Here is a 26,979-nt window from a genome sequence, read left to right as displayed (position 1 = left end):
TGAAATCAGCTGCAAATAATAGAAGAAAATGACTGAGGTAAGGAGAATTCTATGATTAATGAAGAAAAACACACAAACCCTCAAGCTAATAACAATATATTTGGAAGGATAGATACCTGGTATTCTGTTCATAGGAGTTCGAACTTGAGGGAAAATAAAGAAAGACCAGCTTATTATGTGGCTGGTCCTTATCTTTAATTAAAGAAATGGTTATGTAAAGCTTTAGAAAATCCAAAACCTTCTTCTGGTCCCTTTAACCAGAGAGAAATAAACTTTTCGAAATCCACTTCTTTTTCAATATCTTTCAAAATTCTTTTAAATTCTTCAGTAAAGTTATGAAGAGAGACCTCTTCGCCATTTTTAATCTTATCAGTGTACTGGCTCGTTAACTCTCTTAATTCTTGATACTGTTTTTCACTTAAATCATAGGCCAAAACTTGATCAAATAAGCCAAACCGATCATAATCAGCTGCTAATTGTTGGACTAACCTTAGTTGAAAAGCCTGCTTCTCGACTTTTTTTTCTAGGTTGTCAAGCCTTTCTTCTACTGTTACCAATTCAAATCACCTCAATTAAAAAGCTAAGAAAGTAAATACACTTGCAATAGTTCTAGCTGTAGAAGATTTTACACCAGCATCAATTAGATATGAGGAAACCGTGTCAATAATTGCGTCCTCCACAACGTCACCTCGTTTAACTAACTCGTCCAAAGCATCTGCTACATCATCAGTATGTTTTGCGAATGTTTTTCCTGCTGATCCACCTAACTCATCGACTACCTCACCAACAATTCTCCCACCATGTCGAAGCGCACTGGCTGTTGCCTTCATTGCTTCTTTAGCAATCCATTTTTTAATACCATTTGTGTGAAATTCACCAGATTGTTCAGTTGTATTAGTTGGTAATTCGGATAGTTTAACGGGAGTTTGATAAGTGACTTCCTGCTGTGCCTGTAATGTTACCTCTTGAGCTTTGGCATGTCCATCCAACGGAAGAACTAATGATAAAGAGAATGTTAATGCAGATGTTGCTAAAAGTAATTTCTTAAACATGAAATCAATCCCTTTCTTTTAAATTATTTACATGTAAATGATAACATTATGTTCAGACTAGAAAAATAATACTTTTTACTCAAATATTAGAATAATTTTGAACTATCTGTAACAAAATAAACATAAGTATCTCCTTGAGAAAGATACTCAAGGAGACTATTTATTTACTTCAAGAGAGCTTCAAGTTTCGCTTTCGTTTTTGGTCCGTAAATACCGTCTTGAGTAAGCCCGTACATAGACTGGAATCGTCTAATTGCATCTGCTGTTTTCGGACCATACACGCCGTCAATGCCGTTGTTTTTTGCTCCTTTATCCGGGTAAAAGTATAGTGCAGCCAGTGCTTTTTGAATTTGTGTTACCTTTTCCCCTCTCATCATTGGGCTCTTCACTTTAAAAATACCGGATGGTAGCGCATATGACGTTTTTTTGCTGCTTGTGTTTGTTGTTTTCTTTTTAGCTACACTTGCTTTGCTTGAGTTTGTTTTCCCACCTAGCGCCTTTAATTCTTTTTCAATGGCAGCCTTAACTTGATTCCATCTACCCTCTGACAAAATGCGGTGCGGGCAATACTTACCGTTCCAGTCTTGGTGCTTACGGACACGATCAATGCCCCATCCGCGTTCTTTAAGTAGCTGCGCCACAAACTTAATAGCAAGCTTTTCCGCTGCCTTATATCGTGCCCCTCCTGACTTGCTATAACAAATTTCGACACCAATCGACTTACGATTCCCTGTACCGTTTGTTCCATCTCCTGTATGCCAAGCGTTACGATTTGTTGGAATTCCTTGAATGACCTGTTTATCGTCTACTGCAAAGTGAAAACTCGTTGAGCTAGAGTTATTCTTCATGTAAGAAATCTCATTAGCTGCTGAAGCATCGTTCGCAGTGTTATGAATAGTAATATATTCAGCTTTCATTGGATTAGGACATTTCAATCCATACTTTGATTTAGAGACTAGATTCTTTACAACTTTAATGGCCATATATCCTCTCTCCTTCTGTCTGTATAATAAAAAAAGCCACTGGCTTAGCCAGCAGCTTTGTCTGCACTATTCTTACTCTGTTCTTTTTCGTTCTCAATTGTTTGTAATCGAGCTGTTATCGTTGAAGGGATTTTAACACCGATTTGTGCTAAGTTTTCAGTTATTGACAAACCTTCATTAGCGATATAAAAAAGAACGGTACCAAAGGTTAAGACACCGTTCAAATTGAGTACTGTATCAATCACGTTTGCCAAAATGACCGCAAAGAAATTGAGTAGCTTGCGGACATAGCCAAACCATGCGCTCCGGCTTCGCAGTTTCTTGAATTTCCATGCCTTAATTACTCCTGTTAAAACGTCTATTATGCTAAGAACTAGAAGTAAATCAAGATACTTCACCCCACCAAATAAATATACTCTTGCTAAATCTAATGTTTCAAAATTGATAAACAAACTTGTCTCCTCCATTTCTAATCACCTCCTCCGAGGCAAATAAAAAAGGACAGCCGGATCTTATGAGACGGCCGTCCCTCGAACTGAAAAGTTTCCATTTGTTAAAGCTGTAAGCTCCATAACAATTTCTTTAAAGCCAGTAATGTTAAATGACCAAGCTTCTGATTTCCCTTTTGTGCTAGTGGCAAATGTTCCGTCATCCACTTTCTGACCTCTAAGGGCTCTTTTTGTTCCCGATAAGGATTTACCCCAGAACTTCAACTCACTTGTCTCAGCCGTTCCATAAACCTCAATGAGCAACGTTTTAAATGATCCAACAGTTAACGAAGTACCTTCCCCGATTGTTTCTGTTTTATCATGAAAAACAACATCTATTGTTTTTGCTTGAGTGTCTAATGAGCTAAGGTTCAAGCCTTCAGTTTGAACTTTTAAACGACCATCATTAGTTAAACCGTTTTTATCTAACTGGACTGACAACGGAGCAACTGCTGTAATAGGAACAGTGTGGTTAATGTTTATATCCTCTTCACCTGCGCCCAGTGACTGGTATAGTAAAAATTCAGATTGCTGCAGGTTACCATTTGCGTATCTGAAACGGAAATAGCGTTTAGTTAAATGAATCCATTCAGTCTCGCCAAGCGTATTTGCTTTAACTACCAATGAAGAGACAGTGGTCCATGTATTCATATCATTACTTTCTTCGATGAATAAGGTTCCTTCACGATCAGAATAAGCGTGACCTTTTACTTTTGAAATTAAAACCTGACCTAATCGATCTTGTCCATATTGCGTGTAGACTTCAGTGGCTTTTAAAACTGCGTTCGTCAGCAGCTCTGAATTACCGGAGATTGAAGCTACCGGCACAACAAAATCTCTGTTTCCTTCTCTGTATGGCTTGGCTGCCCCCGGCTTACCAGTTGCATCTGTTGAAAATTGAAAACTATATGATGCCATTATAAATCCTCCTTGCTATTGTAGATCATTAGTGGTGAGCATGGGTTTACAACGGAACCACCTCCTTTAAGGAAAAATAAAAAAGCCCTAAATGGCTTCTCCTGTGATCTCTTTATACTGTTCAGCTGTAATGAGTTTTTTCTCTATTCCTTCCTGTAAATCTTCGGGCGAACAATCTTTGAGATGAATTGCCTGTTTCACCATTTCAGAAGAAGCCCAGTTATAATGCAAAGCCAGCACCCAATAATTCATGAACCTTGCCCTCCTTGTAGAGTAAGCAGTTGCAACTTTATTTTTGAAAGCTCGCTTCCCAAAGTTTGGTTTAATTCTTCAAGCTGTTTACGAGCCAGTTTTTCCTGTGACAACTCTCTTGCAAGTAGATCCACTTGAACTGGTGGTTCATATGCAGATGTACTCTGAAGCTCTTCCCACCAAGTTTTTAACTCTGCTTCCGTGGGTATAGGTGCCCTAATATTCCACTCTGCTATATATGAGGGAGTTCCATCACCATTATTCTGGACAATAAAATCCTTTGTGGGATCAGCTGTTGGGTATTTAAAAAGAATAGCTTCACCTATATTCATCGTTACCTCCTAAAATCTTGGATAGTTTCGGCCTCCAAGTTCTTGTATATCAAAAAAGTTAAATACACCATTTTTATCATCTACTGCCCTTTTCAGTGTTTCGTCTCCTCCGTAATTACAGTAGCACCAGATTTCAACGTAATCTCCTTTATTCATGGGTACAGTCGCATTGCCGTTTAAACCAAGATTCATCCCATTATCCTTTTCCTGAAAGTCTCCTCTTACATGGTGCAGTGTTTTATATGCTTTTCCATTTAGGTAAACCTTCAAATGAAAGTTTATATAAGATGTATAATTTAAGGTATATATACTTGCCCCGATTAAGTACATTCCATCGTTCGGAGAAATAAATCGATTGTTTTTAGTATCAAAAGCATTATGGCTATCCTTGATGACCCTGTTAAATGCAATTTTAGTGTGATCAATCTTTTTTAAATACTGAACACCTGTAGTTCCAATATTCGCATGAGCAAAACCTGATATCTTTTGCCACGGAGTCCAGCCTGAACCACTCCACCAGTGTCTAATCCAAACTCCTGTACTGTCATAGTAAGTCCCAGACTCATTCCCTGTTCCGTAAAAGTATTGAGTGAAACGGTAATTATTATATTTTTCATTTTTGACAATGCCATAACCCAAGGGGTAGCCTGTAGTATTTCCCTGCCCAATGTCCATTAAGGTCAGTCCTAAAGGATATTCTTCCCCTCCTGTTCTTGCATCTTGAATAGCATTGTCTCCAGTAATTAACGTCAGATTGTTATTTTTATAGTTGGTATCCACGTAATATTTTGCATCCGATAAAGCCTTATCCGCTTTTTCCTGAGCTCCGACAATTGTTTCTTTTGCATTCCAATTCTCCCGTTCCACTGGTGTAATGTGCCGTTGTAAATCATTACGATGCTCTTCAAATTCTTTTTTCGAAGCTTGCTGTACATTATCAACGTTCCCTAGCCCGATTTGCGCCTTTGTTGTATTGTGAGGGTTGTTCATGTCATTTTTATGTACAGCTAAATCTTTATGCGCATCTTGAATGCCTTTCTCCCAACGGTTCACATCATCTTCATTAATCGGATCGTCCGGGAGCCAATCTGTTTTTGCATCATAAGCCATTTGCTACACCACCTCGAAAGTAATCCTAAAATCTAGCGTTCTATTATTACTGACGTCTAAATCTGTTGTTCTTTCCGTAATTACGTTGTTTTGTTCATCAAGGATCTGCACACTCTTAATATGTTTGATATCTTCCTCTCGTTGAGTAAGTACCGTGACAACCGCACCGTGAATGGTGAGTTCCACAATTTCTGTTTCACTCCCATTCAGTAGCACTTTCGATATCCTATTTTTCAAATCTGCAGCTGTACGCTCTCTATAAACCTGCGTAATCATGCAAGGACCACCTCGTTATTATTGAGCGTGACGGAATAACCTACCTTTAGCTCACTTGCTTTTCGATACCTTCTGTTATTCAAAATGACAGTATCTTTTATCTTGAGTGGCTCATTCACAGCAGCTCGCAAGGTATATGCCAAATGAGCTGGCTTCATATTCTCCAATGTTTCTATGAGCTCGCTCATATGCTGCATATCATCTATATCAATATCAACATTAAAACGGTACTGTCCTTGAAGCAGCCTGACCTGAGCAGACGGATTTTTCAGGAACCGGTTCAATGCCTGTTCAATGGCCTTATATGTTGCCGGCGGTATATTGGACATTTTAGAGATTAGACGCAATCGGCGGATCTCATCGGGGTCACCTGATTCCCGCGGTACGTTCAAAATCTTTTCCCATCGTTCAAGCCCCCAGGTTGCCGTAGTAACAAACAACTGATCTGTCAGATCAAAGATGCTATTATTTTGCTTTTCAAATTCCGGAGCTTCTGCCTGAAGAAGTTCCGCCATTTCTTTCAATTTGGTAAGGAACGGCGGCAGGTAAGCAGTCATTTCATCGAGTTTGCTCAATGATGTTCACCTGCCCCAATTTAGGGATTTCCACGTCACTCAGAACCAAATTTTCGGTCACGCCGTTGATTTTAATATCTGCGTAATCACTTACTGAAGGTGAATTGTAGACGATATTATTAATCTGCGATAAACGGATGACGTTATCTTCAAAGGCAATCTTTTTAAAAAGATTTAAAACACCTGATTCAATTTCTTGCTTTACCTGATCGATAGAGCTATTGACCTCGGGAAATACCTCGGCTGAAATCTCAACCTCTTTCCATATCGCACTCTCCACTGTGACAAAGGCACCTATTGGCGCTTGTCCCTCACCTTGTCCGGGTTCAGGATCAATATAGTTTTTCACCTTTGATATTAAAATATCGGAAGCAGGTTCCAAGTTAGCATTGGTCACGACAATTTTGACTGTACCGTCCCCGTTCCAAAGCGGAAAGACCTTTACCTTCCCTACTCCGTCTACTTCTTCAGCCCATTGTTTATAGTGAGCTTTATTGGCACTGACAGCTTCCCGACGCACGCGGGTAAAATATCTAGCTCTTAAACTGTCATCATCCTCCTCTTCTCGACCAGGGATTAGAATCTCTTTCACGATCGCTTTTTGGAGTCCTGGTATGGTGTCTAATGACAATAGATTCTGGCCGGAAATATTTGCGTTCCCCGCTTCCCCCGCTGTTTCACATTCCAACGTCCCGTCAGCTGTGTATTGGAAATACAGGTTATCTACAAAAAAGCGGGAACCCACTGGAATGGTTACTCCTTCAGTAAACTCCGCTGCCCGGACTGCTTTCGTGGCAGCCGTTCGCTCGATGCCGGCTTCAGTAGCCCGACGATCTAAAAATTCTCCTTGTGCTGTGTCCGAGAAGACAAGTTCCAGCACCGTATCGAGCCAAATATAAGACTTGGCCAATTCTGCAGCTGCAGGAGCTAACGCGTTATAAATCACGCTTCCTTCCCTTGTATCAATGTCCGCTGAAATTCTGTTCAGCATCCGGTCCATAATTTCTTCAAAAGTTTGATCTTCAAACATCTTCACCAAGCACCTCCTCGATCTCCAATTTTCCCTCGTCCGTTTCGACTGTAAAGGAAACATGGAACGAATCACCTTGTTTTTCTATTTCAAAATCTGATACAGAGGAAACACGATCGTCATAGATCAGCGCTTCCTCTATTAGCCGCGGAATCTCCATTTTCTTATATGCGTCTGTTGTTTCATTATCCGCCAAGATGTCTTGAAGCTCATTTCCAATGTCATGGCTGAAAACAGAATAGGCGTATCGCTCAGTATGAAGAGATAAATATACAAACTGCCTGATTGCTTCAAGGCCAGTAATCATTTCATTTGTGATACGGCCATTTTCAAAATCTATTTTGTAGGTTTGCGAGGTTTCTATGACTTCGCTGTCATCTTCTATATCCTCAAACTCGATTTCCGGAGACAAAGCCATTCCAAACACCTCCTATATTTTGTCGAGAATAAAAAATGATTGCCCGCCTTTTAAGGAGACAATCATCACACGCTCACCAGTATTCAACGCTTCTTCTTCACCGGGCCGCAGCCGCTTTGGAACAATAATCAAATCAGCAGGTATTATTAATTTGTCATTTTCATTAAGCCTTATTTCAACAGGAGAAACGGAAACCACTTCAGCCGGCATAATATCCACTGGTGACTCAGAATCAACTGCACCGACAGCCAAATGTTTGATTGCTTCACTTAATCTCATGAGGAAACACCATCAGGGATAGAATTTTTCTCAACCACATCAATGGTCATCGTGTGTGTCGATCCTTTAAATTCGTGTTTATCTGTTTCAATCCAGTATGTTTTCTTAACCCCGACTTCCGGAATTGAAATATAGACGGGCAAACCACTCTGAAGATCTGGAATCCCAATTGCTTGAATACTTTTGAGTTCTTTTTTGACGCCTTTCTTCTGTGCCTGTTTAACTTTCGCACGCTGCTGCAACTGTGCTTGGTTAATGTTATCTGATACTGTTTCAACATACTGAAGGACGCCGTATTTGTTTATGCCTGCGCTGTCGCTTGCGGTGGCCGTGTATGTTTTATTGTCTTTCTGACGCCGCAGCTTTACTCTTGTGACTGTGTCATTAATGGAAGTGCTGTATTGATAACCAGTAATGTTCACACCCGTTTCCAGTACCCATACTTCTGACGGATCAGGCCAAGCGCGAAGGCCAAGCTTCCCCTTCGCAGAATATAATTGATAATTCCTTCCGGTTTGGCTTTTCGTTTGTTTCAAAGCTTTCAGAATCATGTCATAAAGGCTCGTATCATCTTTAAACACTAATGATTTAATGGTGTAACCCGTATTTGCAATGGATGTCGTTGGAATTTGAAAATCTCTTGCCAGGCGCTTAATAATCTCGTCTGCACGCTTATTGGAGAACACATAAACATCTTTGTTCTTAACCAGATATTGCAGCATGTCATAAGCCGTAAAGGTCAGCCCATGTTCTTCCGGATTGCGAGAAAACACAATACCTCGAAACAGCTCTTTCCCTTTCCACTTAAACAGAACCGTATCTCCTTCTGATACGCTGTAATATGAATGGGTTCCTTGTTTCGTTATGATCTTTGCTGTGATTGATCGCGGAGCCTGATACCGTTGTCCCTCAAGAGAAACACTTTCTGTTACCAGCTCAAGCCATTCCGTTTCTTTAATGACGAAAAGTTCTATCATGTCATCACCTGCTTACTGCGGTATCTTTAATTTTTGCCCAGGAAAGATCCAGTGTCCTGGCTGCCTGATATTACGTTTACTTCGTTTGATCATAGCCTTTTTATTGACGTTCCAGATTTTGCGCCACTTTGTGCTGTCTCCATAAAATTTACCGGCAAGGTCCCACAGTGTATCGCCTTTCTTAACGGTGTATGTTTTAGGAGCTGATTTAGATGGTCGTTTCTTCTTCGTCTTTTTCTTCTGCTTGATCTTCCGCGGCGAAGCAGTTTTGTATTCCTTCAGCTTTATTTCATAATCACGATCACCTATATCTTTTTGGCCCTCGCTATATGAAAAAACCTCGATACTGCAAGTTAAATTAATTTTCGTTCCAGTAATTAAGAATTGAACCGGCTTTTTAGCTTTCACCCATTTCTCGATCTTTGCAATAGCATTTTCAGGAGAAGGAAATCCCTTATACTCAGCAAGCGGGCTATGTTTCTTTGGAAAAAAAGAAGAGAACGAAATTTCTTTCGCTCCCGGTTTATCAATAAAAGTGATCTCCCCAAAACTAGCCACTTTTACTGATTCATTTTGAATTGTGTTTGAAATATCAATTTGTTCAGGAAGGACAGGAAGCCGTAGCTTATCCTTCCCTTGTGAAATCCAGAATTCATATATGGATTTAGTCAAAAGCAACGACTCCCTTCGTTCCAATGTTGATATCCTGTTCAAGCTCATCGACAAGAGCCTGCTTAATCTTAGCTACAAGGCTGTTCATATCTTGGTCATTGTGAAAATGCTGATCGCCATTAAATTGAATAATAACCTCTTTACCTCCTGATGCTGTAACAGTTGTTTGATGACTGCCTGTTGTGGCTGCTGTTACTTGACCGGAAGATAGTTCAGTTTGGCCTTTTTGAGATGGGTCTGTGACTTCCATTCCGAGTGCCTTAGCTGCTTGGGCTAATAAATAACGTCCACGGATGCCTCGCTCCTCCGGAATGATCCATTCCCGTTTGTTTCCTTCACCGACACGTGCAATCTGCTCTTTGGTAATAAGTCCGCCGTTAGCGTAGCCAACATATGGACCTCCGTGCCTCATGCTTCTAATGCCTGGTACATTATTAATTGATCCATATCTGCTTTTGATATAGCCAATCGCAGCAGCAGCGTTGTGAATCGGGTTAAGAATGTTATTCATGCCTGGCAATTTGTGTGCGTTGAAGGTACTTGGGATTGTCTGCATGAGCCCCTGAGATGGATGTCCTGCTTTCGCATTACTATCCCATAAGTTGATTGCCTTCGGATTACCGCCTGACTCATGCTGAGCAATTGTCATCAGCCCTGGGAGCCAGCTCACCGGCGTCTTTGTAGCCATGATAGCAGCCATAAGCCATTGCTTCACATTTCCGCTTACTGCTCCCATTCCGGAATAAGCAGCAGCTAGTGAGCCTGCTTGTTTTTCAGCAAACTTTTTCACATCGACAGAATCCAGACCTTTTACAATACCTATAGAGGCAAAGCGACCGAGACTCATCATGACACGGGAAGGTGAGTGAATATCAAGCTCTTCACGAAATGCCTTCTCAACTTTTTTCGCCAGTTCCTTGGCAGCCTCATGGACTTCACTTGCCTTAGAAGTCATGCCTGAAACAAAATTACTGATCATACTGCTTCCCCATCCGTTTGATGATTCTTTAGATCGGATAAACGGCTTGTTAATATGAGTGCTGACGTATTGATCAGTACCAGTTTGTGAACTATTTTGTCCAGAAGCAAAACCTTTGACCGTTCCGCTTCCCCATGATGAAGATTTATTAACAGTGTTCTGAAATGGCGTTTTAACCTTCGTCTGCAAGAAGCCATCTGTACCGGTCGAAGTGCTGTTCTGACCTTTAGCATATCCATTGACCACTTGCTTTCCGTAATTCGGAGAATAAGAGATTAAATTGTTCATTGGCTGTCCAACGTTTTTCTGTTTCCAAGATTCCATAGAAACAACATTATCTCCAATTCCTTGATCAAAGCCTTTAGTGAACTGTTGACCAAATGAAGTCGCTTGTTCATCAAGACTGGATGTGTCAATTATAGGAGATACAGAAGCAGTCACCGCCGCTCTACGGATTAGCGGGGAAGTTGCTGGTTCACCTCCTGCAGATGAAGCAGACGCTATATCATCAACTACACTCATCCCTAATTTCGAAGCAGCTTGAGAAAGGAGCATTTTGCCGCGACCTTTATTATTCTCAACGGGAATAACAAACTCTTTACCTGCTTCACCAATCCAAGATATTGTTGGCTTCGTAATGTAACCACCAGTAGCATGTTTCTTTGGCTTTTCTTTTCCCGTACCAAATAAATAATTTACGCCACTCTTCACATATCCCAACGCTTTACCAGCAGTTTTTTTCGCACTTGAAGCTACTTTCCCACCGACTTCTTTTACTCCGCCCAAAATACTGCTTCCCAATTCCTTTACACTTTGCCACTTTTCAGACCACCACTTCTTACTAAAAAGGGTTTCTGAGATGGAACTCTTAACACTTTTCCATATTGATTTAGCATTGTCCCATTTATTTTTGGACCAGCTTTTTACACTTTCCCATTTTCCTGACCACCACTTCTCGCTAAATAAAGTGGATTTCAGTTTTCCTTTAACAGATTGCCAAACAGAAGACGCGCTGTCCCATTTACTTTGAGCCCAACCTTTTACGCCTTCCCACTTTCCTGACCACCACTTCTCACTAAATAAAGTGGATTTTATTTTTCGCTTTACGGACTCCCAAACAGATGATGCACTATTCCATTTGTCTTGTGCCCAGCTTTTAACACCAGACCACTTCTCAGACCACCATTCACTATTAAATAAAGTAGACTTCACCTTTTCTTTTACATGAGACCATGTATCACTTAACCCATTGAGAGAAGTCTTCGCATTACTCTTAATGCCGGACCATTTTTCAGACCACCATTTTTGATCAAATAATGTACTGTTTAGTTTCTTCTTTACTTCTGAACCATCAAACGCTTTACCTAAACTTGAACCACCCATGGTGCCTGCTATACCACCAACTATTCCACCAATGGCTGTTCCCACTCCTGGAATAACACTGCCAATAGCTGCTCCTGTAGCCGCTCCAGCAAGACCACCGCCAGCTGATCCAATCTTTTCACCAACATTATCTTTATTCATCCCAATTAAATCGGTTGCCGCTAACGCTGTTCCTAATAGAGGGACTCCTTTTGCAAACTTGCCAACACTTTTCAGAGGACTTAAGACTTTCCCGAACTTCGATGTACCGCCTGCAGCTCTACCAGCTGAGTATAGCTCCGATCTCGTAGTGGTTATTGCTGGTCTTGATCCTCCGGTTGGATTAGTACCTACAGTTCTACCGGAACGCCTTCTCTCCAACCGTTCAGATGACACAACAATTGAACTGTCAGAAGGGTTCATTCGGTTTAGATTACCCCGTCGTCCTAAAACTCTTTTCCCTCGTCTTCTACGAATGCGATCATTTTTACCTCCATCGCTACAACAGCAACATGTTAAGCTGCCGCTTCGAGGTAAACTCGTTGGACTTGTGGCAGTTTTGGATTCTCTGCTCCTTGTGCTGGCATTACGATTACTGTTTCTGTTCCTCCTTTCACTTCGCGTATTAGCGCCAGCTTCAGGAGTACGTTTGGGAATTAGCTTTCGGATTACGCCTGCTGCATCACTTCCGACAGTACCTATGCCTTTTAACAGCGGACGTAGTATTTTCAAATAACCAATCAACCCAATTAAAGAAGGGATCACAACTTTAATCGCTGTTTTTAAATCTTCCCAATGGTTGACGCTCCACTCAATGGCTACGTTTAACTTATCACCTATCTCCTTACCAAGATCAGCAATATCTTTTTTGATCTCTTTAAGCTTTTCCTGACCTTCTTTACTGTTAATGAACGAGCTGATTTTATCAAAGGCTGGCCCTAATCCAGTTAGCAGAGAAGTTCCCATATCCTTAGATATGCTTTCAAAATCTCTCATGGCATCATTAACCGGTGTCATCGGATTATTATCCCGAAGTTTCGTAAAGCTTCGTTCTAATTCACCGCTTGTTTTGGCACTTGTACCAATACCCTCAGCCATATCTAAAATCGGTTGCTTGAGGTCTTCATATTGTGTTCCAATAAGCTCAGTCGCAATAGCAGCCCGCTTTGTTTTGTCTTTCACTTTAGAAAGTGCTTTTGCCACCCTAAATAAACTTTCCTCTCCGCTTATTGAACCATCTTTGAAGCCCTTGAACATTTTCTTAGTTTCCTTGGCTCCGAACAGCGTTTTAAATGCGTCCACTTGGCTATCAGACATTTCGGTTCGGCGGATGTTAAACTCACGCATACTATCGGCTAGGTTATCGAAGTTTCTGGCGCCACCCTTTGTTCCTTTTATCATGGCGTTTGCAATCTGGCCGCCTGTGAGCTTCAAGTCTTTAAAGGTGGAACTGTATTCATTCATCGTATCCAATAAATCGTCAGCTTGGTCACCGGCATTCCGATATACATAAGCAATTAAGTCTCCGCTTTGTTTTCCAGACAATTTCAAGTTGTTATACATTGAACTGAAAGCACGATCTACCTCAGCTTGATCAGCATTCATAAGCTGGGCAATCTTACTTGACGACTCAGTCAATTCAGCAAGAGCTTTTTTAGACGCCCCTGTCTGTTGCGATAAGTTTCTTAGAGATAAACTGACTTCTTCCCGAGAACTGCCCGCTTTATTGTTGAAATAGATCTGATCCGTCATTCTTGCAACATCTTTCTTATTAACGTTTGAAGTTGCTGACACGTAAGCATCCTGAGACATTGTACTCTTACCAGAACCCATAATTGAACCTGCAGAAAAACCGCCTGCAACTGCCAGAGTAATGGTAGCATCCTTCAAGCTGTCTATTTTCGCTTCAATTGCATCCAGAGCCGCTGAAGCTCTATCCTTAATAGAAACAGTTGGCTCAGCATGTTCGCCGTCTACATCGGACACATGACGACGGATCTCATCTAATTGGTTTGAAGCATGATCACGAACTGAAACAGTTGGCTCAGCGTGCGAGCGATTCAAATCAGAGAGACCTCCACGGATCAAACGAAAACGTGGTGTAGCTTGATCATTTACGGAAACTGTCACCTCATGGCTGCCCTCGGTAAGATCCTCAGCTTGCTGACGTATAGAATGTAAGCCATTCGAAGCTCGATCATCTAAATCCACTTCAAGCGATCGAGCCCGACCGGTCAAACGGTTGGCTGATCGGTCAATTCTCCGCATAACTTTCTCAGTCCGATCTTCAGCATCAAAAATAAGAGGGCCATTAGCGGCCCTCTTAAGTCTTTCAGCATTGCCTTGTATCATTCGAAGCTTGCGGGAAATCTTATCATGTAATTCAAACGTGGCTGTTAGTTTAGCCATAGTTAATTACCTCCCTTCTTCGCTTCTTTTTCTAACAGCTCAAGCTTATAACCGATTAACCCATATAAGAGCGCCTTGAATTCTTTCGGAGCCTCATATAGTTCTCTTAATTCTGACGGGGCGTATTTGAGTTCATGCATCGCGTAATAAAGATATACAGCCTCTTTGTCCCCGTCCTTTACTAGTTTTTTGCCGCTTCTTCAAGGTCTTCGAGATCATCATCAAATCCATTGATTTCAATTGCTTTGTTTAGCCAGTTCGCATACTCACCGCCGACTGAAAGAACACGTTTGGCGACTTCCACTGGATCTTCTGTTTTGTAAGCCTCACGTAGTTCCTTAGCTTTAAAGTTCGGGTAAACAGTCGTTTCAACCGCAATACGAGCATAAAAGCGTTGGCTGTCCAATTCCTTCACACGGCCGCGGCCTTTTACATTCTTGTAAGTCGTATTCTCTTTCTCAAGTTCGTCAATTCGTTCAGTCGTGATCGCTTTGAAAATGAATGGAACAACATTGCCCTCTTTGTCTACAAATCGTTTAGAAATCGGTACTTTTACTTCTTCCGCTTCAATTGTTTGTCCTGGCATAAAGAATGAAAGATCGTAAACTTTTTCATTTTGTTTTTCACTCATGTTTATTAGCTCCTTTTACTTTTTAGTTTTGGACAAGAAAAAAAGCACATTCATACTTTTTGAATGTGCTTTCCATATAATTCATGTATAATAGATTCTTGAAGCTACCTTAGCTTATCCTCCGAATATGAAAGGAGGTGAAATTATGTCGACCTATGAATCTCTAATGGTCATGATCGGCTTTGCCAATTTAATAGGCGGGATTATGACATGGGTAATATCTCTTTTAACATTATTATTCATGCTTAGAAAAAAAGACACTCATCCTATTTACATTACTGTAAAGGAAAAGTGTCTACACGAGGACCCTCCTATTAAAGGGTAGTTTCTTTTTTAAAAGCTAGAGTGCTGCCACACTCTGGCTTTTATATTTTAGCATTTCTCATGAAAGTAACACACATTAACAAGTGGTAATGTGGTAATGTGGTACCAACTATAAGCTTACGCCAGTAGTTGCAATACTTTTGCTTGGCACCATTATAACATGAATATATATTGATTATATAATTATTTGTATCTTTTATTTGTTACTTTTTTTATCTATGAGTTCAAAATGACCTGATCATAGAAGCCTTAACCCTTTTTCTTTTATTAAAAACCCTCGGATTATGAAAGTGTTATGGTACAATATGGTTTAGTATAAATGAATATTGGCTTTCAACATCTCAAGGGCGGTCTGGCTCACTCCCTCATGAAAGGGGGTGATGCACGTGTCAACATTTCAAGCATTAATGCTTATGCTTGCTTTCGGGTCATTTATAATTGCCCTGTTGACTTATATAAAGAAGAAATAGACCCACCCCTTGAGCTCGGCAAAGTAAAAGGGTAAAGTCTATCCTAAATACTTTCATGAAGTTGTTAAGCCAGCCCTCTTGATGGGCCAACATTTATACTGACCCGGCGGCAACCGGGTCTCTTTTATTTTATGCATTTCTTTTGAAAGAAATACATGTTTCCATTTGGTACGGTTGAATTACTTCTAAAGTAATCTTACCACATTTTTTCGTAAATATCTTCGTTAAAGTCGGCGATTTTTCGTGAAAGTGATTAGAATGTGGATTTTAACTGTTCAGGCACATCAAAATCCTCAAAGGTAAACGGCACTTCTTCTTCCAATGCTTCAGAATCAACATCAAGCCCAGCGATTTTCGCAGAATCAAAGTTCACATCGTACAAGGTGACTCGTTCAGTCCCACGACCTGAAGAGGCGTCATCTAGAACAGCTTGTAAGGTGAAATAAGGATCACTTCCCTTTTTCACATAGTCCATCATAATAAGAACAAATTGAGAAGTCACTTTATAAAAAGTGGCTGTTCCCGTTCCATTTGCTCCGGTCGTTTTGTGCCCCGTCATCCGACGACCCATGATATTGACCTCGGATTTGTTTTTCTCTACATTGGCTTCAAACGTTTTGATATGGGCCATTTCTTCTCCATCAAGAAACAACCTGCCCTCTTTACCTGAAATGGTGTTTTGCGCTTTTAATGCCATTCCTATTTCACCTCAACATTAAAGTAGAATTTTTCAGCTGCATCCACCGGTTGAACTGCAAGATCAATCAGGAAGCCGTCACGATCATTATTCAGAGCAATTGTAATGTCATTCTCTGAATCAAAATCAGTAATGCCCTCGTTATCTTGAAGAACACTCAAGTATTGAGTAATTAGCGTTTTTACAAACTGCAGTCCGTCATTTGTAGCGGGAACATCACTGCCGCTCGCTTTTCGAGACTTGATCAATGCTTTCAATTGTGATGTCAGGTCATTATTGATTGCATCAAGTACACGGACAATTTTGTTTTTCTGGAACATCTTATTTTTCTCTGCTGTTAGGCTTGTGAGTGAATTAATGTCCTTTTCAACCGATACTGATTTATCACGAGAATCATAAGTAAACAAGAATTCCCCATTTGACAATCGTTCAACGATTTCGTCGTTGTCAATTCGGTTAAGGACATCTACAGCTCCCTCGTATTCTACAAATGTAAGTGATTGATTAAATGTAGCCCCCGCACTTGCACCGGCAACCCAAGCTGTAGCTTTTTCAGGAGTGATCTCCGTTCCATCCTCAAGTAGGACACCACCTGTTACATTGATAATACCCTCATGGTCTCCCTTGTAATTTGAAAGAACACCTTGAACCTTTTGCCCTTGGTTGTCTCTCAGCCGTTTGATAAACGCAACAAACGTTGCTTTTAATTGCTCGTTATCCTCTACAGGTAAAGCGATTGTGTCAAAGTATTCCGTTTCAGCCGCTTCCAAGAAAGCTGTATAATCGGCATTTGTCGGTGTTTTGTCTGTTCCGCCTGACAAGCGGATTCCGGAAGTTGCAGGGAGAGCACCGCTAACATCTTCAGGGGCCGTACCGGTTAACGGAATAGTAACTGTTAAATCTCCTTTCCCCGTAAACGTGACATATTTATTCGGTTTAAGTTCTTCAGCTTTAGACACTGTTTGTTTATCCACTTCAGATTGATCAAGGTAGGTAGTGACATCAACTTTCGAAGAGTCAATAACGTTCTCCGTAATACTAATAATGATGTCATTACCTTTAGTGCCGCCATAAAGAGCAGTAGCCTTTACACCTTCGCTAATGTCTGCTGAAGCACGAAGACCTTCCGTTAGGCGATAAAGCAAGACTGTATTCGCCTTCTTCATCGCCTCACGTAAAAGCAACAGCGAAGGATCATCAATGTTCAACCCCACTTTTTTATTCAAGTCCTCGATTGAAGAGATAGAAATGAATTTCTTAACCTCACCCCAGCTGGACGCTATCGGCAGCGCCACTGTTCCACGTTCTCCGGCAGAAACACGGTTCTCCGCGGTCGTTTTGAAGTTAAAGTAAATACCGGCACGCTCTTTTTCCTTGCCAGGTGTGAAAGTTCCGCCGTTCATCTATTTGACCTCCTTTTGAAGAAACTGAGAAATCAACTTCTTCGCTTCCGATTTTGTAATACTCATTTTATGAACATGAAAAAGAGCACCGTCAAACACCTCGGGTTTTACCCCAAAGAGCTCTCGACTGTGCTCTCGCAAATCCTTAATATAAAAAGCATTTTCTGCTTTCTCTTTTTTAGTGGCCATCATTTCACCCCACTTTTAAATTTAAAACCATCTATTGAACGCTGATCTTCCCGCTCATACCAATAGCGGCTCGTCCAGTTTAAGACAATGGTCGCATAATCGTCTGATACCCGCGTTTCTATTCGAGATAGGCGAATAAAATCCCCAGTATCCTCGCCAGATTCTTGTATAAGCGGAATTATGCCTCTTCTGCTTCTAAGTGTATCCGCAATTCGTTCCGCTTCGTTATGAGCCTTCTGTACGTTTTCGTGAAAGAGTTTTACGTTTAAAACATATGCTTTCTGAAACGTGGATACTGTGTCCACCCCATCGACCGTGGAAGCCGGTGGAAAGTAAAGAGACGGAACAGCAAAGTCCTGCGGTATTTCTTCTTCATACACTTGAACAGGATACAGTTTGTATAGATAGCCCATAATTGAACCTACTTCTTGATTCATGGCAGCACCGCCTTAAAATTCTTCATAAATCCATTGCTGCAGCTTCCGCTCAAGGCTTCTCTCAAACATCAACTGAAAAATGGCCATGGCGTTATCCCAAAACCCCGAACCGTCTACCCATCGGAACTTCAGCAGCATGCCGGAATTTTTTTCAGCAGGGTCATATTCGAAACGGTCGCCTTTCCACCGACCTGGAACCCATCGTCTATCCTGATTTTTAGACGGATCGATAGTAAAGTGCCCGTCATTGACGTATGAGGCGTAATCCAGATTTGTTCCAACATCCAACTTTAAGCTGCCTTCTGTCATTGAAAAGATATTATCCTGGTCACCTTTCTGAAAGGAATTGAGCAAGCGGCGAGTGTCCACGGTCTTCGTCCTAATGATCTCATCTTGGATGATATCTAAGAACTCAAAACCCATTGATTCAAGCCACTGCTCATATTTCCTCTTCAGTCCCCCACGAGAAGCCCGGTCTAATGATTGTATGAACTGATCGAGACCCCGAATTTTCATAAGTATTCAACCTCCCGTACTGCCGTCACTTCCCAATGATGATTCCTGATTTTGCGGGGCTTCTGTAATTTATAAGCAGTACCATCCCAAACCGCCCTGTCATTTACTCGAATATCAGCAGTAGCAGGGAAATGCACAAGGAAAGATTGATAAATAGATACATTTGACTCCTGTTGGATAATGGACTGACTCTTCTCTGTAAAATAACACGGCTGATTTTCTATGTCCGGCTCATCAGGGTACGAAAAAACCGGTTGAACATCTTCAACCGGCACCCCGAATTTTTGCTTTCTATTTTCTTTTTTCTCCTGCAGATGGTAAATGTCACATCTGTGAGTCAATAAGGATTGATAACTCATATTGATCTCATCCGCACTTTCGCTTCAATCCCTTCTAAATCAGGGTCAGCCGGTTTCACATAATCTTTTATTAATGCATACACATCAGGTTTTTGAAGAGAACTGCCATCCCCTAGAGTATAAGAATAGTCACCAATTTTTTCAGTTGTATATCCTTTAATAATTGACTCGTCGCCATTTATAAGAGCATAAAACTGAGACAACTTTAATAGAGCCAGTCGAACCGTTTCAGGCAAAGGGATATACTCTGCATCTGAAAAATCATGTCCAACTTTAAGAATGATATCGGCAGTTGCCTCAAGGATATCCTGTTTTAACAACTCGTCAGGTCTGGTCTTTACAGACTCAAAAACTGAATAACTCTTTAATTCATCGGGAGTGATTAACAGCATAGGTCACTCCCCTTTGTTATCTATTTGCTTAAGGATGTAGGCAATTCTTTCATCTGCGTTTTTGAAGTCAGACGGATTGCGACCAAGATTAGAAATAATGGATTCATGCTCTGCTTTATTCATACCTTTCAATTCCGATTCAGTATAATTTATCGGATCATCCTTTTGATTATTAAGCTCTTGGGTTAGTATAAAATATGGATTTTCATTTAAATACTCATAGAGCTTTTTCGGTACTGTTTGACTGACACCTGCTCGAAAGGTTATTCCCATCACATTGTATGTTTTGCCTTTAATAAGCTTTGCAGTAAACACACCAGACCACCTACTCCTTCACTTTCACGATCTTGGCTACGGCGTCCTCTTCTTCAAAAACACTATCCAATTTCGCTGTCAAAACAATGATAAACATACGGCGACGGATGTCCTTATCTACTTCAATCCGAATGTTACGAGAGAATCCGAGAATAATATTCTTCGGATGAGTTAGGATGATATCAGAAACATCGGCTGCAGTATCTCCCTCTCCAATCGTATAAGGCTGTAAATTTGCAATACCTTTGATTGGAACACCAAAAGCAGATGAAAGGCCACCTTGAACAGCTGCATCCCCTAAATTTGTTTGACGATCAGCTACACGATCTTTCCATTCGACCTCAATACCAGGCGATGTATAGAAACGGAACTCCTGCGGAATTCGCAAATATTTAGGAGGTACAGCTTTGTATCCTCGTTTAAATGTTTGACGTGTCAGTTCCTCACCTGCAGCATCGACAATATGAGATGTAGCTTGTTTTCTGATGCCATCTAATTGTGCAAGATATGAGTCGGAGGAAGATGTATCCCCATTTACAAGCAACTCTTCAATATCAACCGCAGCACGCTCAGCTATCATTTGCATGATTGTATTCTGAAGGCCATCTTTTTCGATGTTGTTTTCAAGTGTGTCATAGGTAATGTTAACTTCAGCAATTACTTCTTTTGTGCTTAAGTTAACTGTGCTAGTTGATGGAACTGACTTTTGATCTTTAGTTAGCGCAACTCCCTCTTGGGCTGCCCTTAAAATACGCTGACCAAAACCGATCTTCTCGATTTTCTGTGTGTCATGGTCCATTTGAATAACTCGCGCATCTCTTAAAATGGTTGGCGTATCTTGTACCATTCGAATAAAAGTTGAAGCCTGAGTAGGATTCATAATCCCGCCGCTCTCTAAAGTAGAAAGCGTCATTTCTGCTTTATTAATAACCTCTTGATTTCTCATTCGTATCCTCCTTATCCATTAAAACAACCCTGACCAGATTGATTTTTGAACTTGTTCGGAACCCGATTCTTCAGTTTGCTTAGATGTTCCGCGACTTTTTTCGATTGCTTCAATACGATCAGCGAGCGGTTGAACAGCTTCTGAAATTGCCTTTTTCAACTTCTCGCCCTCTTTTTCAGTCTCTTCTTCTTTTTCTTTATCTTTCTTATTAAGCTCTTCCTCTTTTTCTAATGTCTCGAGCCGCTTCTTAATTGGCTCTAATGCTTCTTGAATGGATTTAGTTACTTCCTCCGAAGTCATTTCTTCTTCCCCCTCTTTTGTTTCTACCTGACTCAGTAAATTACCAAGGGCAGCATGAGCATTCTTAATTTCTTGCAGGTTTGAAGCGGAAAATTTTCTGCCCGCCTTTGCAACTGGCTCTTCATATGATTGCTGTTGTTTTCCAACAAAAAAGTTTTTGAGCAAATTAAATAGCCCTTTCTCATCTGTTTTCTCTTGAGAAACGGGCTTTTCTTGTTTTTCAATCGTCTCAGCAGTTCCTGCCATTGAATAACCGGTAATTTCGCCTTTTTTGATTTGCTCCCATACTTCCTCAGAAGCCTTTGTGACAAGGACCCATGATCCCTTTTTAATGGTTTCCCCATTCATTTCAAAGTCTGCCGGTGCGACATAGGACTCAACCACCTCACCAACACCACCCTGAAAGTCATGTTGCTTGTCGATTTGACGAGCATCTTTCAGGAATCCATGAGCGGCCTTTTCGATTTCTGCAGCTGTCATGAAATCTCCGTGGGCGTCCACTGTATCAGGTTCATACACGATACCGTAAACAAGTTTTTGCTCGTCTGCCTCTTTCGCAAGGATTCTGACTTCCTTTTGAAAATCAGGTTGTTTTTCTGATTTCACAATAAAGAACTGCTTTTGATTAGCAGCCTTATCCACATAAGAAACATGTGTGATTTTTGCGTTCACCAATTCTCTTGGCATGTTATTCACCTCCTTAAAATAAGAAAAGACTTCTAATTAGAAGTCTCACCAGCTGTATTCTCAGCAACATAATTGCTTGTTATCTCCATTAACCTTTTTACACTCTTATCTACATTCCAGAAAAATTTATTCATAATGTAGCTTTGTGAAATATGACTTTTCTCTAAGTCATGAACTATATTCATTATATCAAGTAAGCTTTCCGCAAATGAATCATTAAGAATTTTATGGCGTTTCAAATAATCAACCATGTATAACATGCCTATACCTTGAGATTTATCTGCCGCATCATCTTTTTCTGATACTTTTTCATAAAGATTTTTCACTGCTCCATATAAACGAATCATTTCCATTTTTAGTAGTAAGTCATTATCCCCTTTAATGCTTGTCTTCTCATTATAATGGGAATGTGTTTCCTCAGTGATTTCAGAATTACTTTCTAAATTTAATGAATCTTTTAGATTTTGATCATCAGTTCCATATTGATTCTCTTTATTCAATTGGAAACTAATCTTATCTAATTTTTGGTCAATAGTGAATTCAAATTCCCAATCCTTATATTTAATTTTCGCCAAGGTACTGATCAAATTTGAAACCGGTTGTTTTAATTTAAAAACCAAGATAATTATTGCTACCGGCCAAATGATTGATTTGACTATTGAAGAGATAAACTCCATCCAATTCATATTTTCCCCACCTAATATGTAATGAGGACATTATACTATTTTATTCCATGTTTGCTAAGACTTCTCTTTGAATCTCTTCTTTTTCTTCGGGTGATAAGCCTAAAATCTTACTATCTACCACAGGCGATAGAACACAATGGCAGTTAACCCGCTCCCTTGTTGATAGTTTAGGATCCCTCGGAAACATGCAGGTTTCGCTACTGCCCGGTATCTGAAATTCTTCATCTACTCCAATGACTGTACCGTCAAGATCAATGTGATTTTCACGAGGATTGTTCTTCTTCCCTCCGCTGTGCCGCCATTTCTTTTTCTTTACTGCCGGCGATTGTGCATATGATTCATGCTGCGCGGCAGAGGAAGCGGCAAGCACTTCTGTGATGGCTGTGGTACGCGCCCGCTCCCTATCAAATTGTGGCATGTCTTTGAGAGTCAACTCAATGTCCTGGATTGATGAACCGTTCTCGATAGCATTAGTTAGCACGTCCTCCACCACTTCATGTGTGTTTAACTTCATGATCTCAGCCAGCTTCTTTGACCAATCCTTAATCCAATTAATCGTACGATTGGATAAGACTTTAAAAGGCACCTCTGGATCTATTGAATCCATGATTACTTCAGCCATTTCTTCAATAGTCTGTTGCAGGAATCCCTCAGTCAGTTCCTGAAATTCTTCCTCGAAGTCATCCTCCGCGAATAGGTTCTGAGTAAAAAACACTAGAAGGGCTTTTAACGTCTCTTCTGAGTCTTTGCTTACAAAACCTTTGAGACCATCTAAAAACTTCTTATGCTGGCGTCTGAGCAATCTGGCAATGCCTTTTTCATATTCCTCCACATATTTGGGGATATTAGATTTGCCAGGAAAGTCAGGTACCATCTCCCCCAATTGCTTATACTGATTTTCCTCGGCTTTTTGAATAAAGACATTTAAACTCTCCAATAGCTTATCCGTTTTGTTCATCTCTTCAAATCCTCCAGAACATCCCGCATATCTTTTAATAACCCGATCATATTAGGAGTACCGTTCTTAGATTTAAACAGTGCAGCCAAAGGATCGGAAACGGACGACTCGTTAGTTTTACCAAGCGGCCTGTTGTATTCTTCTTCTGGCCATTCTTCAAGCGTCTTACCAAGTACCCGTCCAGCCAAATCGCGTAAATCATTCGGAGAAACTGCACCTGCTGTTATAAACGGTGTTAGAACCTTAGCAATTTCTAAAGGATCTCTAAAGTCTGGCCCTTTTAGTTGGAGTCGGACTTTATGAATTTCAAGATCATTTAGAAATAAAGCATTCAGTTTACCTGTGATTAATTTTCGTTCAGGCTGAAATACTTGTTCCTCAGTAATCTTTCTTGCTGTGTCAGCTGTCGCTCTGTTGTAATCTTGAGCTTCACCTGTATAAAGTGGGGGCAAACGAAAAGCCGATCTAATTTTATCTCGGTTCTTTTGGTCATATTCAAGAAACAAAGCATCTTCTTGAAGGATTTCAGCAAGTGACTTAATATCAACTTTCACTGGTGCAATCTCTTCATCACCATGAATGTTTTTCCCCTTCGCTATCCCTTCTGCTTCAAGTAATAGAAACTTATGAGCGTTCTCCACTCCTTCAAGCCCATTCATGTAATCCTGCAATTGTGTGTATGAGTCCTCAGACAACATTCCATTTTCTATTGTGATGGCAGCGGGAATATGTCTTCCTTGTTTGAAGTACATAAAGTTCAGCTCTTCAGCTTTACGAGCACCATACAAATTAACAATATGGCCAATCCATCGCGGTTTCCCATAAATACCGCTTCCTATTTTGAAATGGACCACTTCATTTGCTCGTTTCTCCAATGGGGTCTGTTCATCATATTGACCTGTCTCTAAATTTAAAGTGCGAGGATCACCATATTCTTTAAAATAAACCATACGGCCGTCAATCATCTGAACATACTTTCGGAATCGTTTCTCTCTTTTGATTGATTTCATTTGTCCTTGTTCGAAGTACGTAAAATCAACTTCGATTGGTTCAGACAGTTTGCAAACTCGTACATTTTGAACGTCCATGTATTCAATGCCGGCTGGCTTATTTTCACCGTTTCGAATGACCTCAATAAAGCCATTGCCCGTCTTTTCTCTATCTTCAATAACAAATCCGAGTAAAGTCTCAGCTGACTCATCAAAGTGAAGATATTTAACGAACTCTTCAAGCTTTGTCCATTCACTTTCAGCTTCTGTTTTTTCTTCATTTGTCACATCTGGCGAATTCACATCAAAAGAATACTCGAAATCAAATCCAAAGCCCACAATATTTGTCCTGTAGGCATCAACACATTGCTGTAAGATTGTTGAATACTCAGCAATCATTTTTAATTCCTTTAGGTTATACGGAGGAGGCAAAATATTGCTGTCATAGCTGTCAGCAAATTCATCTTCATAAATTTGTTTCGTTGATTCAGTAGGTGGAGAGGCTTTGATCACTCGTGCTTTAACAGATTTTTTTGACATGCTTTACCTCCTTCCTGGTCTTGATCTTTGCGGTCTTCCTTTTGATTCTTCTTTCAAATCGGTTACCTCATAATCATCGAGAGCGTACCAGATAGCTGACAGTGTATGCGGGTCTATGGTGAACTCGTCTTCTATGATGTTCCCCAGCTTATCGGTAGCATAAGCAAGCGGCTTAAGCTCATAAATCGTGTTCTCGCAACGATCAGAGCAAATGATCTTCCTGAACCGCTTGATTTTCTTTGTATACTGAAGGCGTGATCCTTGATATTTACGGGCACCCACCATATTGAAACCGTGTTGCTGAAAATAACGGATTGTCTTTGGCTCTGCTGAATCCGCCTTGATTAATTCCTTAGTCTCTGCAAATTCCTTAAGTTCTTCGGCTGTCTTATCATCCGTTAATCCATTTTTGTAATACTCCCAGTAGATATAGAGATATTTCTTTTCATGATCCACAGCAACCCTAACGACGGCGTTATACGATTCCACAAAACCAAAGTCCATGCCAACCCGTTTAAGCGGGCGGTTAATATTAGAGATTGCAGTCATAACCTCTTCATGCGGTCGCTCTTCAAACTGCGGCAGAACCCGAATTCCATTCACGCCAAAATGACCTTTCCGCGCAATTCGGTAAAGGTCTGGATCGTATTCCTTCAATTCTTCAAGTTGCTGGACATAGCTTTCTGGCAGGAAAAGATTATCATCTGCCGTTGAGTGATGATAATAGGTGTCGTTGCTAACGATTATCCGCTTTTCATAAAGTTCCTTATCATCCAGTACAAAGCGCTTCTCCCTATCATCCTTGAAGAAATGCTTAAAAGTCCAATTGTCCTCTCCAACTGGATTTGTTGAAAGTATCATGTGAAGCGGCAATGTCGGGTGACGAAGACGTCCAAGAAGCTCCTTGAACCCCTCATATTTTACTTCAGAGCATTCCTCAATCCAAATGAGGGAAATATTATTGATTGATTTCAGTTTGGCTGGCTTATCCATCCCTTTAAAGATGATTCTGCTGCCATTTGAAAATCGAATCTGCATCGGAGAAGATACACATCTAACGATATGATCTAATTTTAGATCACTTACAAGTTCATCAAAAAGTGAAAATGTTGAGTCCCTATGTGTGTCGTACACTTCTCTGATAACAAGTGCAGTACGCTTTTCTCTGAGCAATTTCAGAACAATCTTGAGCGCCACATGATAGCTTTTGGATGATCCATAACCACCCACAAGAAACTGAAACTTTTGATTCCAGTCAAAGAGAAATTCTTTAAAATGTGGATTTACCTGTTTAATCACTGTCATCACCTTTGTTTACAATGGTGATCTCAAAAGGTTTATCTTCTTCTGTAAGTTCTTCGATCTCTATTTTTTTCTTGTTGATATTTAAGCGCATATGCTCCAATTTAAGGCGTCGTTCGTCTTCCGAATGGGCTAATTCATCAAACTGTTTAATTAAATTCCTGAGCTCTGCCATTGCACGAGATTGAGCGTTCAAGAACGTTGCATGACGATCCCAAGAAAATTGAAATTCGAATTCTTCCTCTTCGACTTCGTTTGTCTCAGATAGCACAGACTTTTTCTTTTTCAGTTCTTTAATCATTTCCTGCTTATCAGAAACGAACATGATCTTTTGCGCCCTTATTATTGCGGCATATTGGATCTGTATCTGATCCCATATCATATCGACAGGCGAACGTTCTTGAATCCCTTCCATGATGGATAGCGTTTCTTCTGGCAGGAACTTAGAGAAGAATCCATGAGTCACAGCGTTTTGATTTCCCTTAGGTGCGCCGCCATTATTACCTAACGCATTCTTGTTACCGAGTGGTGCACCTACTTTTTTTGTGTGCACACCTTTTTTTAAGGGTGCACCCTTTTTTCTTTGCCAACCATGGCGTTGTTTCCACGATTTAATGGTGTTCACAGATACCCCATATTTCTCGGCAAGGTCCTTGTATTTCATACCTTTGGCGTAATCCTTATACGCCTGTATGTGCTTATCAACCATCTACATTCACTGCCGCC

36 protein-coding genes are annotated in these 26,979 nt (G+C 40.6%); 3 read left to right on the top strand and 33 right to left on the bottom strand.

Translation table 11 applies throughout. The annotated features are described in order from the left end of the window. Window positions 1-51: 51 nt before the first annotated feature. Entirely contained in the window at window positions 52-198 is a 147-nt protein-coding gene (locus MKY10_RS08775) for a hypothetical protein (protein ID WP_009967791.1), read from the top strand. Here MKY10_RS08775 and MKY10_RS08770 read toward each other — a convergent pair. The 18 genes from MKY10_RS08770 to MKY10_RS08685 form a co-directional block, all read right to left on the bottom strand. Then, complete coding sequence (locus MKY10_RS08770) at window positions 195-557, bottom strand: hypothetical protein (protein WP_003229947.1); 363 nt, start codon at window positions 555-557, stop codon at window positions 195-197. The genes MKY10_RS08775 and MKY10_RS08770 overlap by 4 nt on opposite strands. Window positions 558-572: 15 nt before the next feature. Next, entirely contained in the window at window positions 573-1,052 is a 480-nt protein-coding gene (locus tag MKY10_RS08765; RefSeq protein ID WP_004399085.1) for a hypothetical protein, read from the bottom strand. A gap of 164 nt (window positions 1,053-1,216) precedes the next feature. Continuing rightward, window positions 1,217-2,035: an N-acetylmuramoyl-L-alanine amidase CwlA gene (gene cwlA, locus MKY10_RS08760; RefSeq protein ID WP_017697459.1), complete on the bottom strand. Its 819-nt coding sequence runs from the start codon at window positions 2,033-2,035 to the stop codon at window positions 1,217-1,219. Window positions 2,036-2,079: 44 nt separating this feature from the next. Beyond that, on the bottom strand, window positions 2,080-2,502 hold the full coding sequence (locus tag MKY10_RS08755) for a holin family protein (RefSeq protein ID WP_017697460.1): 423 nt from the start codon (window positions 2,500-2,502) through the stop codon (window positions 2,080-2,082). A gap of 45 nt (window positions 2,503-2,547) precedes the next feature. Further along, complete coding sequence (locus MKY10_RS08750; protein ID WP_032722160.1) at window positions 2,548-3,441, bottom strand: hypothetical protein; 894 nt, start codon at window positions 3,439-3,441, stop codon at window positions 2,548-2,550. A gap of 87 nt (window positions 3,442-3,528) precedes the next feature. Beyond that, window positions 3,529-3,693, bottom strand: coding sequence for an XkdX family protein (locus MKY10_RS08745; protein WP_003229944.1), 165 nt, complete (start codon window positions 3,691-3,693; stop codon window positions 3,529-3,531). Next, window positions 3,690-4,025: an XkdW family protein gene (locus tag MKY10_RS08740; protein WP_009967793.1), complete on the bottom strand. Its 336-nt coding sequence runs from the start codon at window positions 4,023-4,025 to the stop codon at window positions 3,690-3,692. The genes MKY10_RS08745 and MKY10_RS08740 overlap by 4 nt, the downstream gene beginning before the upstream one ends. A gap of 9 nt (window positions 4,026-4,034) precedes the next feature. After that, entirely contained in the window at window positions 4,035-5,135 is a 1,101-nt protein-coding gene (locus MKY10_RS08735) for a pyocin knob domain-containing protein (protein ID WP_032722161.1), read from the bottom strand. 3 nt (window positions 5,136-5,138) lie between these two features. Continuing rightward, window positions 5,139-5,411: a hypothetical protein gene (locus MKY10_RS08730; RefSeq protein WP_032722163.1), complete on the bottom strand. Its 273-nt coding sequence runs from the start codon at window positions 5,409-5,411 to the stop codon at window positions 5,139-5,141. Next, window positions 5,408-5,986, bottom strand: coding sequence for a YmfQ family protein (locus MKY10_RS08725; RefSeq protein WP_032722164.1), 579 nt, complete (start codon window positions 5,984-5,986; stop codon window positions 5,408-5,410). The genes MKY10_RS08730 and MKY10_RS08725 overlap by 4 nt, the downstream gene beginning before the upstream one ends. Beyond that, window positions 5,970-7,016, bottom strand: a complete 1,047-nt coding sequence (locus tag MKY10_RS08720; protein WP_032722165.1) for a baseplate J/gp47 family protein — start codon at window positions 7,014-7,016, stop codon at window positions 5,970-5,972. Before MKY10_RS08720 ends, MKY10_RS08725 begins: the two co-directional genes overlap by 17 nt. Then, window positions 7,009-7,434 carry a DUF2634 domain-containing protein gene (locus MKY10_RS08715; RefSeq protein ID WP_032722166.1) on the bottom strand — a complete coding sequence of 142 codons (426 nt, stop codon included), beginning with the start codon at window positions 7,432-7,434 and terminating at the stop codon, window positions 7,009-7,011. The genes MKY10_RS08720 and MKY10_RS08715 overlap by 8 nt, the downstream gene beginning before the upstream one ends. Window positions 7,435-7,446: 12 nt before the next feature. Beyond that, window positions 7,447-7,713: a DUF2577 family protein gene (locus tag MKY10_RS08710; RefSeq protein WP_032722167.1), complete on the bottom strand. Its 267-nt coding sequence runs from the start codon at window positions 7,711-7,713 to the stop codon at window positions 7,447-7,449. Then, the gene (locus MKY10_RS08705) at window positions 7,710-8,690 is read right to left on the bottom strand and encodes a hypothetical protein (RefSeq protein WP_032722168.1); all 981 of its coding nucleotides are present in this window, start codon (window positions 8,688-8,690) and stop codon (window positions 7,710-7,712) included. Before MKY10_RS08705 ends, MKY10_RS08710 begins: the two co-directional genes overlap by 4 nt. 12 nt (window positions 8,691-8,702) lie before the next feature. Next, window positions 8,703-9,362, bottom strand: coding sequence for a LysM peptidoglycan-binding domain-containing protein (locus tag MKY10_RS08700; protein WP_032722169.1), 660 nt, complete (start codon window positions 9,360-9,362; stop codon window positions 8,703-8,705). Then, a complete protein-coding gene (locus MKY10_RS08695) occupies window positions 9,355-14,112 on the bottom strand; it encodes a phage tail tape measure protein (protein WP_339226395.1) in 4,758 nt (1,585 codons plus the stop codon). Before MKY10_RS08695 ends, MKY10_RS08700 begins: the two co-directional genes overlap by 8 nt. A gap of 2 nt (window positions 14,113-14,114) precedes the next feature. Further along, on the bottom strand, window positions 14,115-14,252 hold the full coding sequence (locus tag MKY10_RS08690) for a hypothetical protein (RefSeq protein ID WP_021480099.1): 138 nt from the start codon (window positions 14,250-14,252) through the stop codon (window positions 14,115-14,117). A 41-nt stretch (window positions 14,253-14,293) separates the two neighbouring features. Then, window positions 14,294-14,743, bottom strand: coding sequence for a phage portal protein (locus MKY10_RS08685; RefSeq protein WP_032722171.1), 450 nt, complete (start codon window positions 14,741-14,743; stop codon window positions 14,294-14,296). A gap of 145 nt (window positions 14,744-14,888) precedes the next feature. Between MKY10_RS08685 and txpA the strand changes: the two genes are divergently transcribed. Together txpA and bsrH are read left to right on the top strand one after the other, a co-directional pair. Beyond that, window positions 14,889-15,068 (top strand): type I toxin-antitoxin system toxin TxpA, encoded by a 180-nt coding sequence (gene txpA, locus MKY10_RS08680; RefSeq protein ID WP_004398662.1) that lies wholly within the window; start codon window positions 14,889-14,891, stop codon window positions 15,066-15,068. A 379-nt stretch (window positions 15,069-15,447) separates the two neighbouring features. After that, window positions 15,448-15,537 carry a type I toxin-antitoxin system toxin BsrH gene (gene bsrH, locus MKY10_RS08675; RefSeq protein ID WP_075058862.1) on the top strand — a complete coding sequence of 30 codons (90 nt, stop codon included), beginning with the start codon at window positions 15,448-15,450 and terminating at the stop codon, window positions 15,535-15,537. A 253-nt stretch (window positions 15,538-15,790) separates the two neighbouring features. On the opposite strand, the gene MKY10_RS08670 is transcribed toward bsrH, so the two are convergent. Genes MKY10_RS08670 through terS form a run of 15 tightly spaced genes read right to left on the bottom strand, consistent with a single transcriptional unit; the run spans window position 15,791 to window position 26,962 of the window. After that, window positions 15,791-16,234, bottom strand: a complete 444-nt coding sequence (locus MKY10_RS08670; protein ID WP_003229930.1) for a phage tail tube protein — start codon at window positions 16,232-16,234, stop codon at window positions 15,791-15,793. Window positions 16,235-16,236: 2 nt separating this feature from the next. Further along, window positions 16,237-17,637 (bottom strand): phage tail sheath family protein, encoded by a 1,401-nt coding sequence (locus tag MKY10_RS08665; RefSeq protein WP_003229929.1) that lies wholly within the window; start codon window positions 17,635-17,637, stop codon window positions 16,237-16,239. Next, window positions 17,638-17,829: a hypothetical protein gene (locus MKY10_RS08660; RefSeq protein WP_010886574.1), complete on the bottom strand. Its 192-nt coding sequence runs from the start codon at window positions 17,827-17,829 to the stop codon at window positions 17,638-17,640. It lies immediately after the preceding gene. Then, a complete protein-coding gene (locus MKY10_RS08655) occupies window positions 17,826-18,263 on the bottom strand; it encodes a DUF6838 family protein (RefSeq protein ID WP_003229927.1) in 438 nt (145 codons plus the stop codon). The genes MKY10_RS08660 and MKY10_RS08655 overlap by 4 nt, the downstream gene beginning before the upstream one ends. Before the next feature lie 12 nt (window positions 18,264-18,275). Then, window positions 18,276-18,779 (bottom strand): HK97 gp10 family phage protein, encoded by a 504-nt coding sequence (locus tag MKY10_RS08650; RefSeq protein ID WP_003246050.1) that lies wholly within the window; start codon window positions 18,777-18,779, stop codon window positions 18,276-18,278. Next, window positions 18,776-19,138: a YqbH/XkdH family protein gene (locus tag MKY10_RS08645; protein ID WP_003229925.1), complete on the bottom strand. Its 363-nt coding sequence runs from the start codon at window positions 19,136-19,138 to the stop codon at window positions 18,776-18,778. The genes MKY10_RS08650 and MKY10_RS08645 overlap by 4 nt, the downstream gene beginning before the upstream one ends. Beyond that, window positions 19,135-19,530, bottom strand: a complete 396-nt coding sequence (locus MKY10_RS08640; RefSeq protein WP_004398566.1) for a DUF3199 family protein — start codon at window positions 19,528-19,530, stop codon at window positions 19,135-19,137. The genes MKY10_RS08645 and MKY10_RS08640 overlap by 4 nt, the downstream gene beginning before the upstream one ends. Before the next feature lie 3 nt (window positions 19,531-19,533). Continuing rightward, on the bottom strand, window positions 19,534-19,845 hold the full coding sequence (locus MKY10_RS08635; RefSeq protein ID WP_003229923.1) for a YqbF domain-containing protein: 312 nt from the start codon (window positions 19,843-19,845) through the stop codon (window positions 19,534-19,536). A gap of 10 nt (window positions 19,846-19,855) precedes the next feature. After that, entirely contained in the window at window positions 19,856-20,791 is a 936-nt protein-coding gene (locus MKY10_RS08630; protein ID WP_003229922.1) for a phage major capsid protein, read from the bottom strand. Window positions 20,792-20,809: 18 nt separating this feature from the next. Then, a complete protein-coding gene (locus MKY10_RS08625; protein WP_003229921.1) occupies window positions 20,810-21,778 on the bottom strand; it encodes an XkdF-like putative serine protease domain-containing protein in 969 nt (322 codons plus the stop codon). Between the two features lie 32 nt (window positions 21,779-21,810). Beyond that, a complete protein-coding gene (locus MKY10_RS08620; protein WP_003229920.1) occupies window positions 21,811-22,464 on the bottom strand; it encodes a hypothetical protein in 654 nt (217 codons plus the stop codon). 40 nt (window positions 22,465-22,504) lie between these two features. Continuing rightward, window positions 22,505-23,422, bottom strand: a complete 918-nt coding sequence (locus MKY10_RS08615) for a phage head morphogenesis protein (protein ID WP_004398748.1) — start codon at window positions 23,420-23,422, stop codon at window positions 22,505-22,507. Next, window positions 23,419-24,951 (bottom strand): phage portal protein, encoded by a 1,533-nt coding sequence (locus tag MKY10_RS08610; RefSeq protein ID WP_004398894.1) that lies wholly within the window; start codon window positions 24,949-24,951, stop codon window positions 23,419-23,421. The genes MKY10_RS08615 and MKY10_RS08610 overlap by 4 nt, the downstream gene beginning before the upstream one ends. 3 nt (window positions 24,952-24,954) lie before the next feature. After that, complete coding sequence (locus tag MKY10_RS08605; protein WP_003229917.1) at window positions 24,955-26,250, bottom strand: PBSX family phage terminase large subunit; 1,296 nt, start codon at window positions 26,248-26,250, stop codon at window positions 24,955-24,957. Further along, window positions 26,243-26,962, bottom strand: a complete 720-nt coding sequence (gene terS / locus MKY10_RS08600) for a phage terminase small subunit (RefSeq protein WP_003229916.1) — start codon at window positions 26,960-26,962, stop codon at window positions 26,243-26,245. The genes MKY10_RS08605 and terS overlap by 8 nt, the downstream gene beginning before the upstream one ends. Window positions 26,963-26,979 lie beyond the last annotated feature (17 nt).

The organism is Bacillus sp. FSL P4-0290 (genome assembly GCF_037975435.1).
Taxonomy (GTDB): domain Bacteria; phylum Bacillota; class Bacilli; order Bacillales; family Bacillaceae; genus Bacillus; species Bacillus subtilis.
Note: the sequence above shows the minus strand (reverse complement) of the source record. Positions and strands in the feature narration are given on the sequence as shown.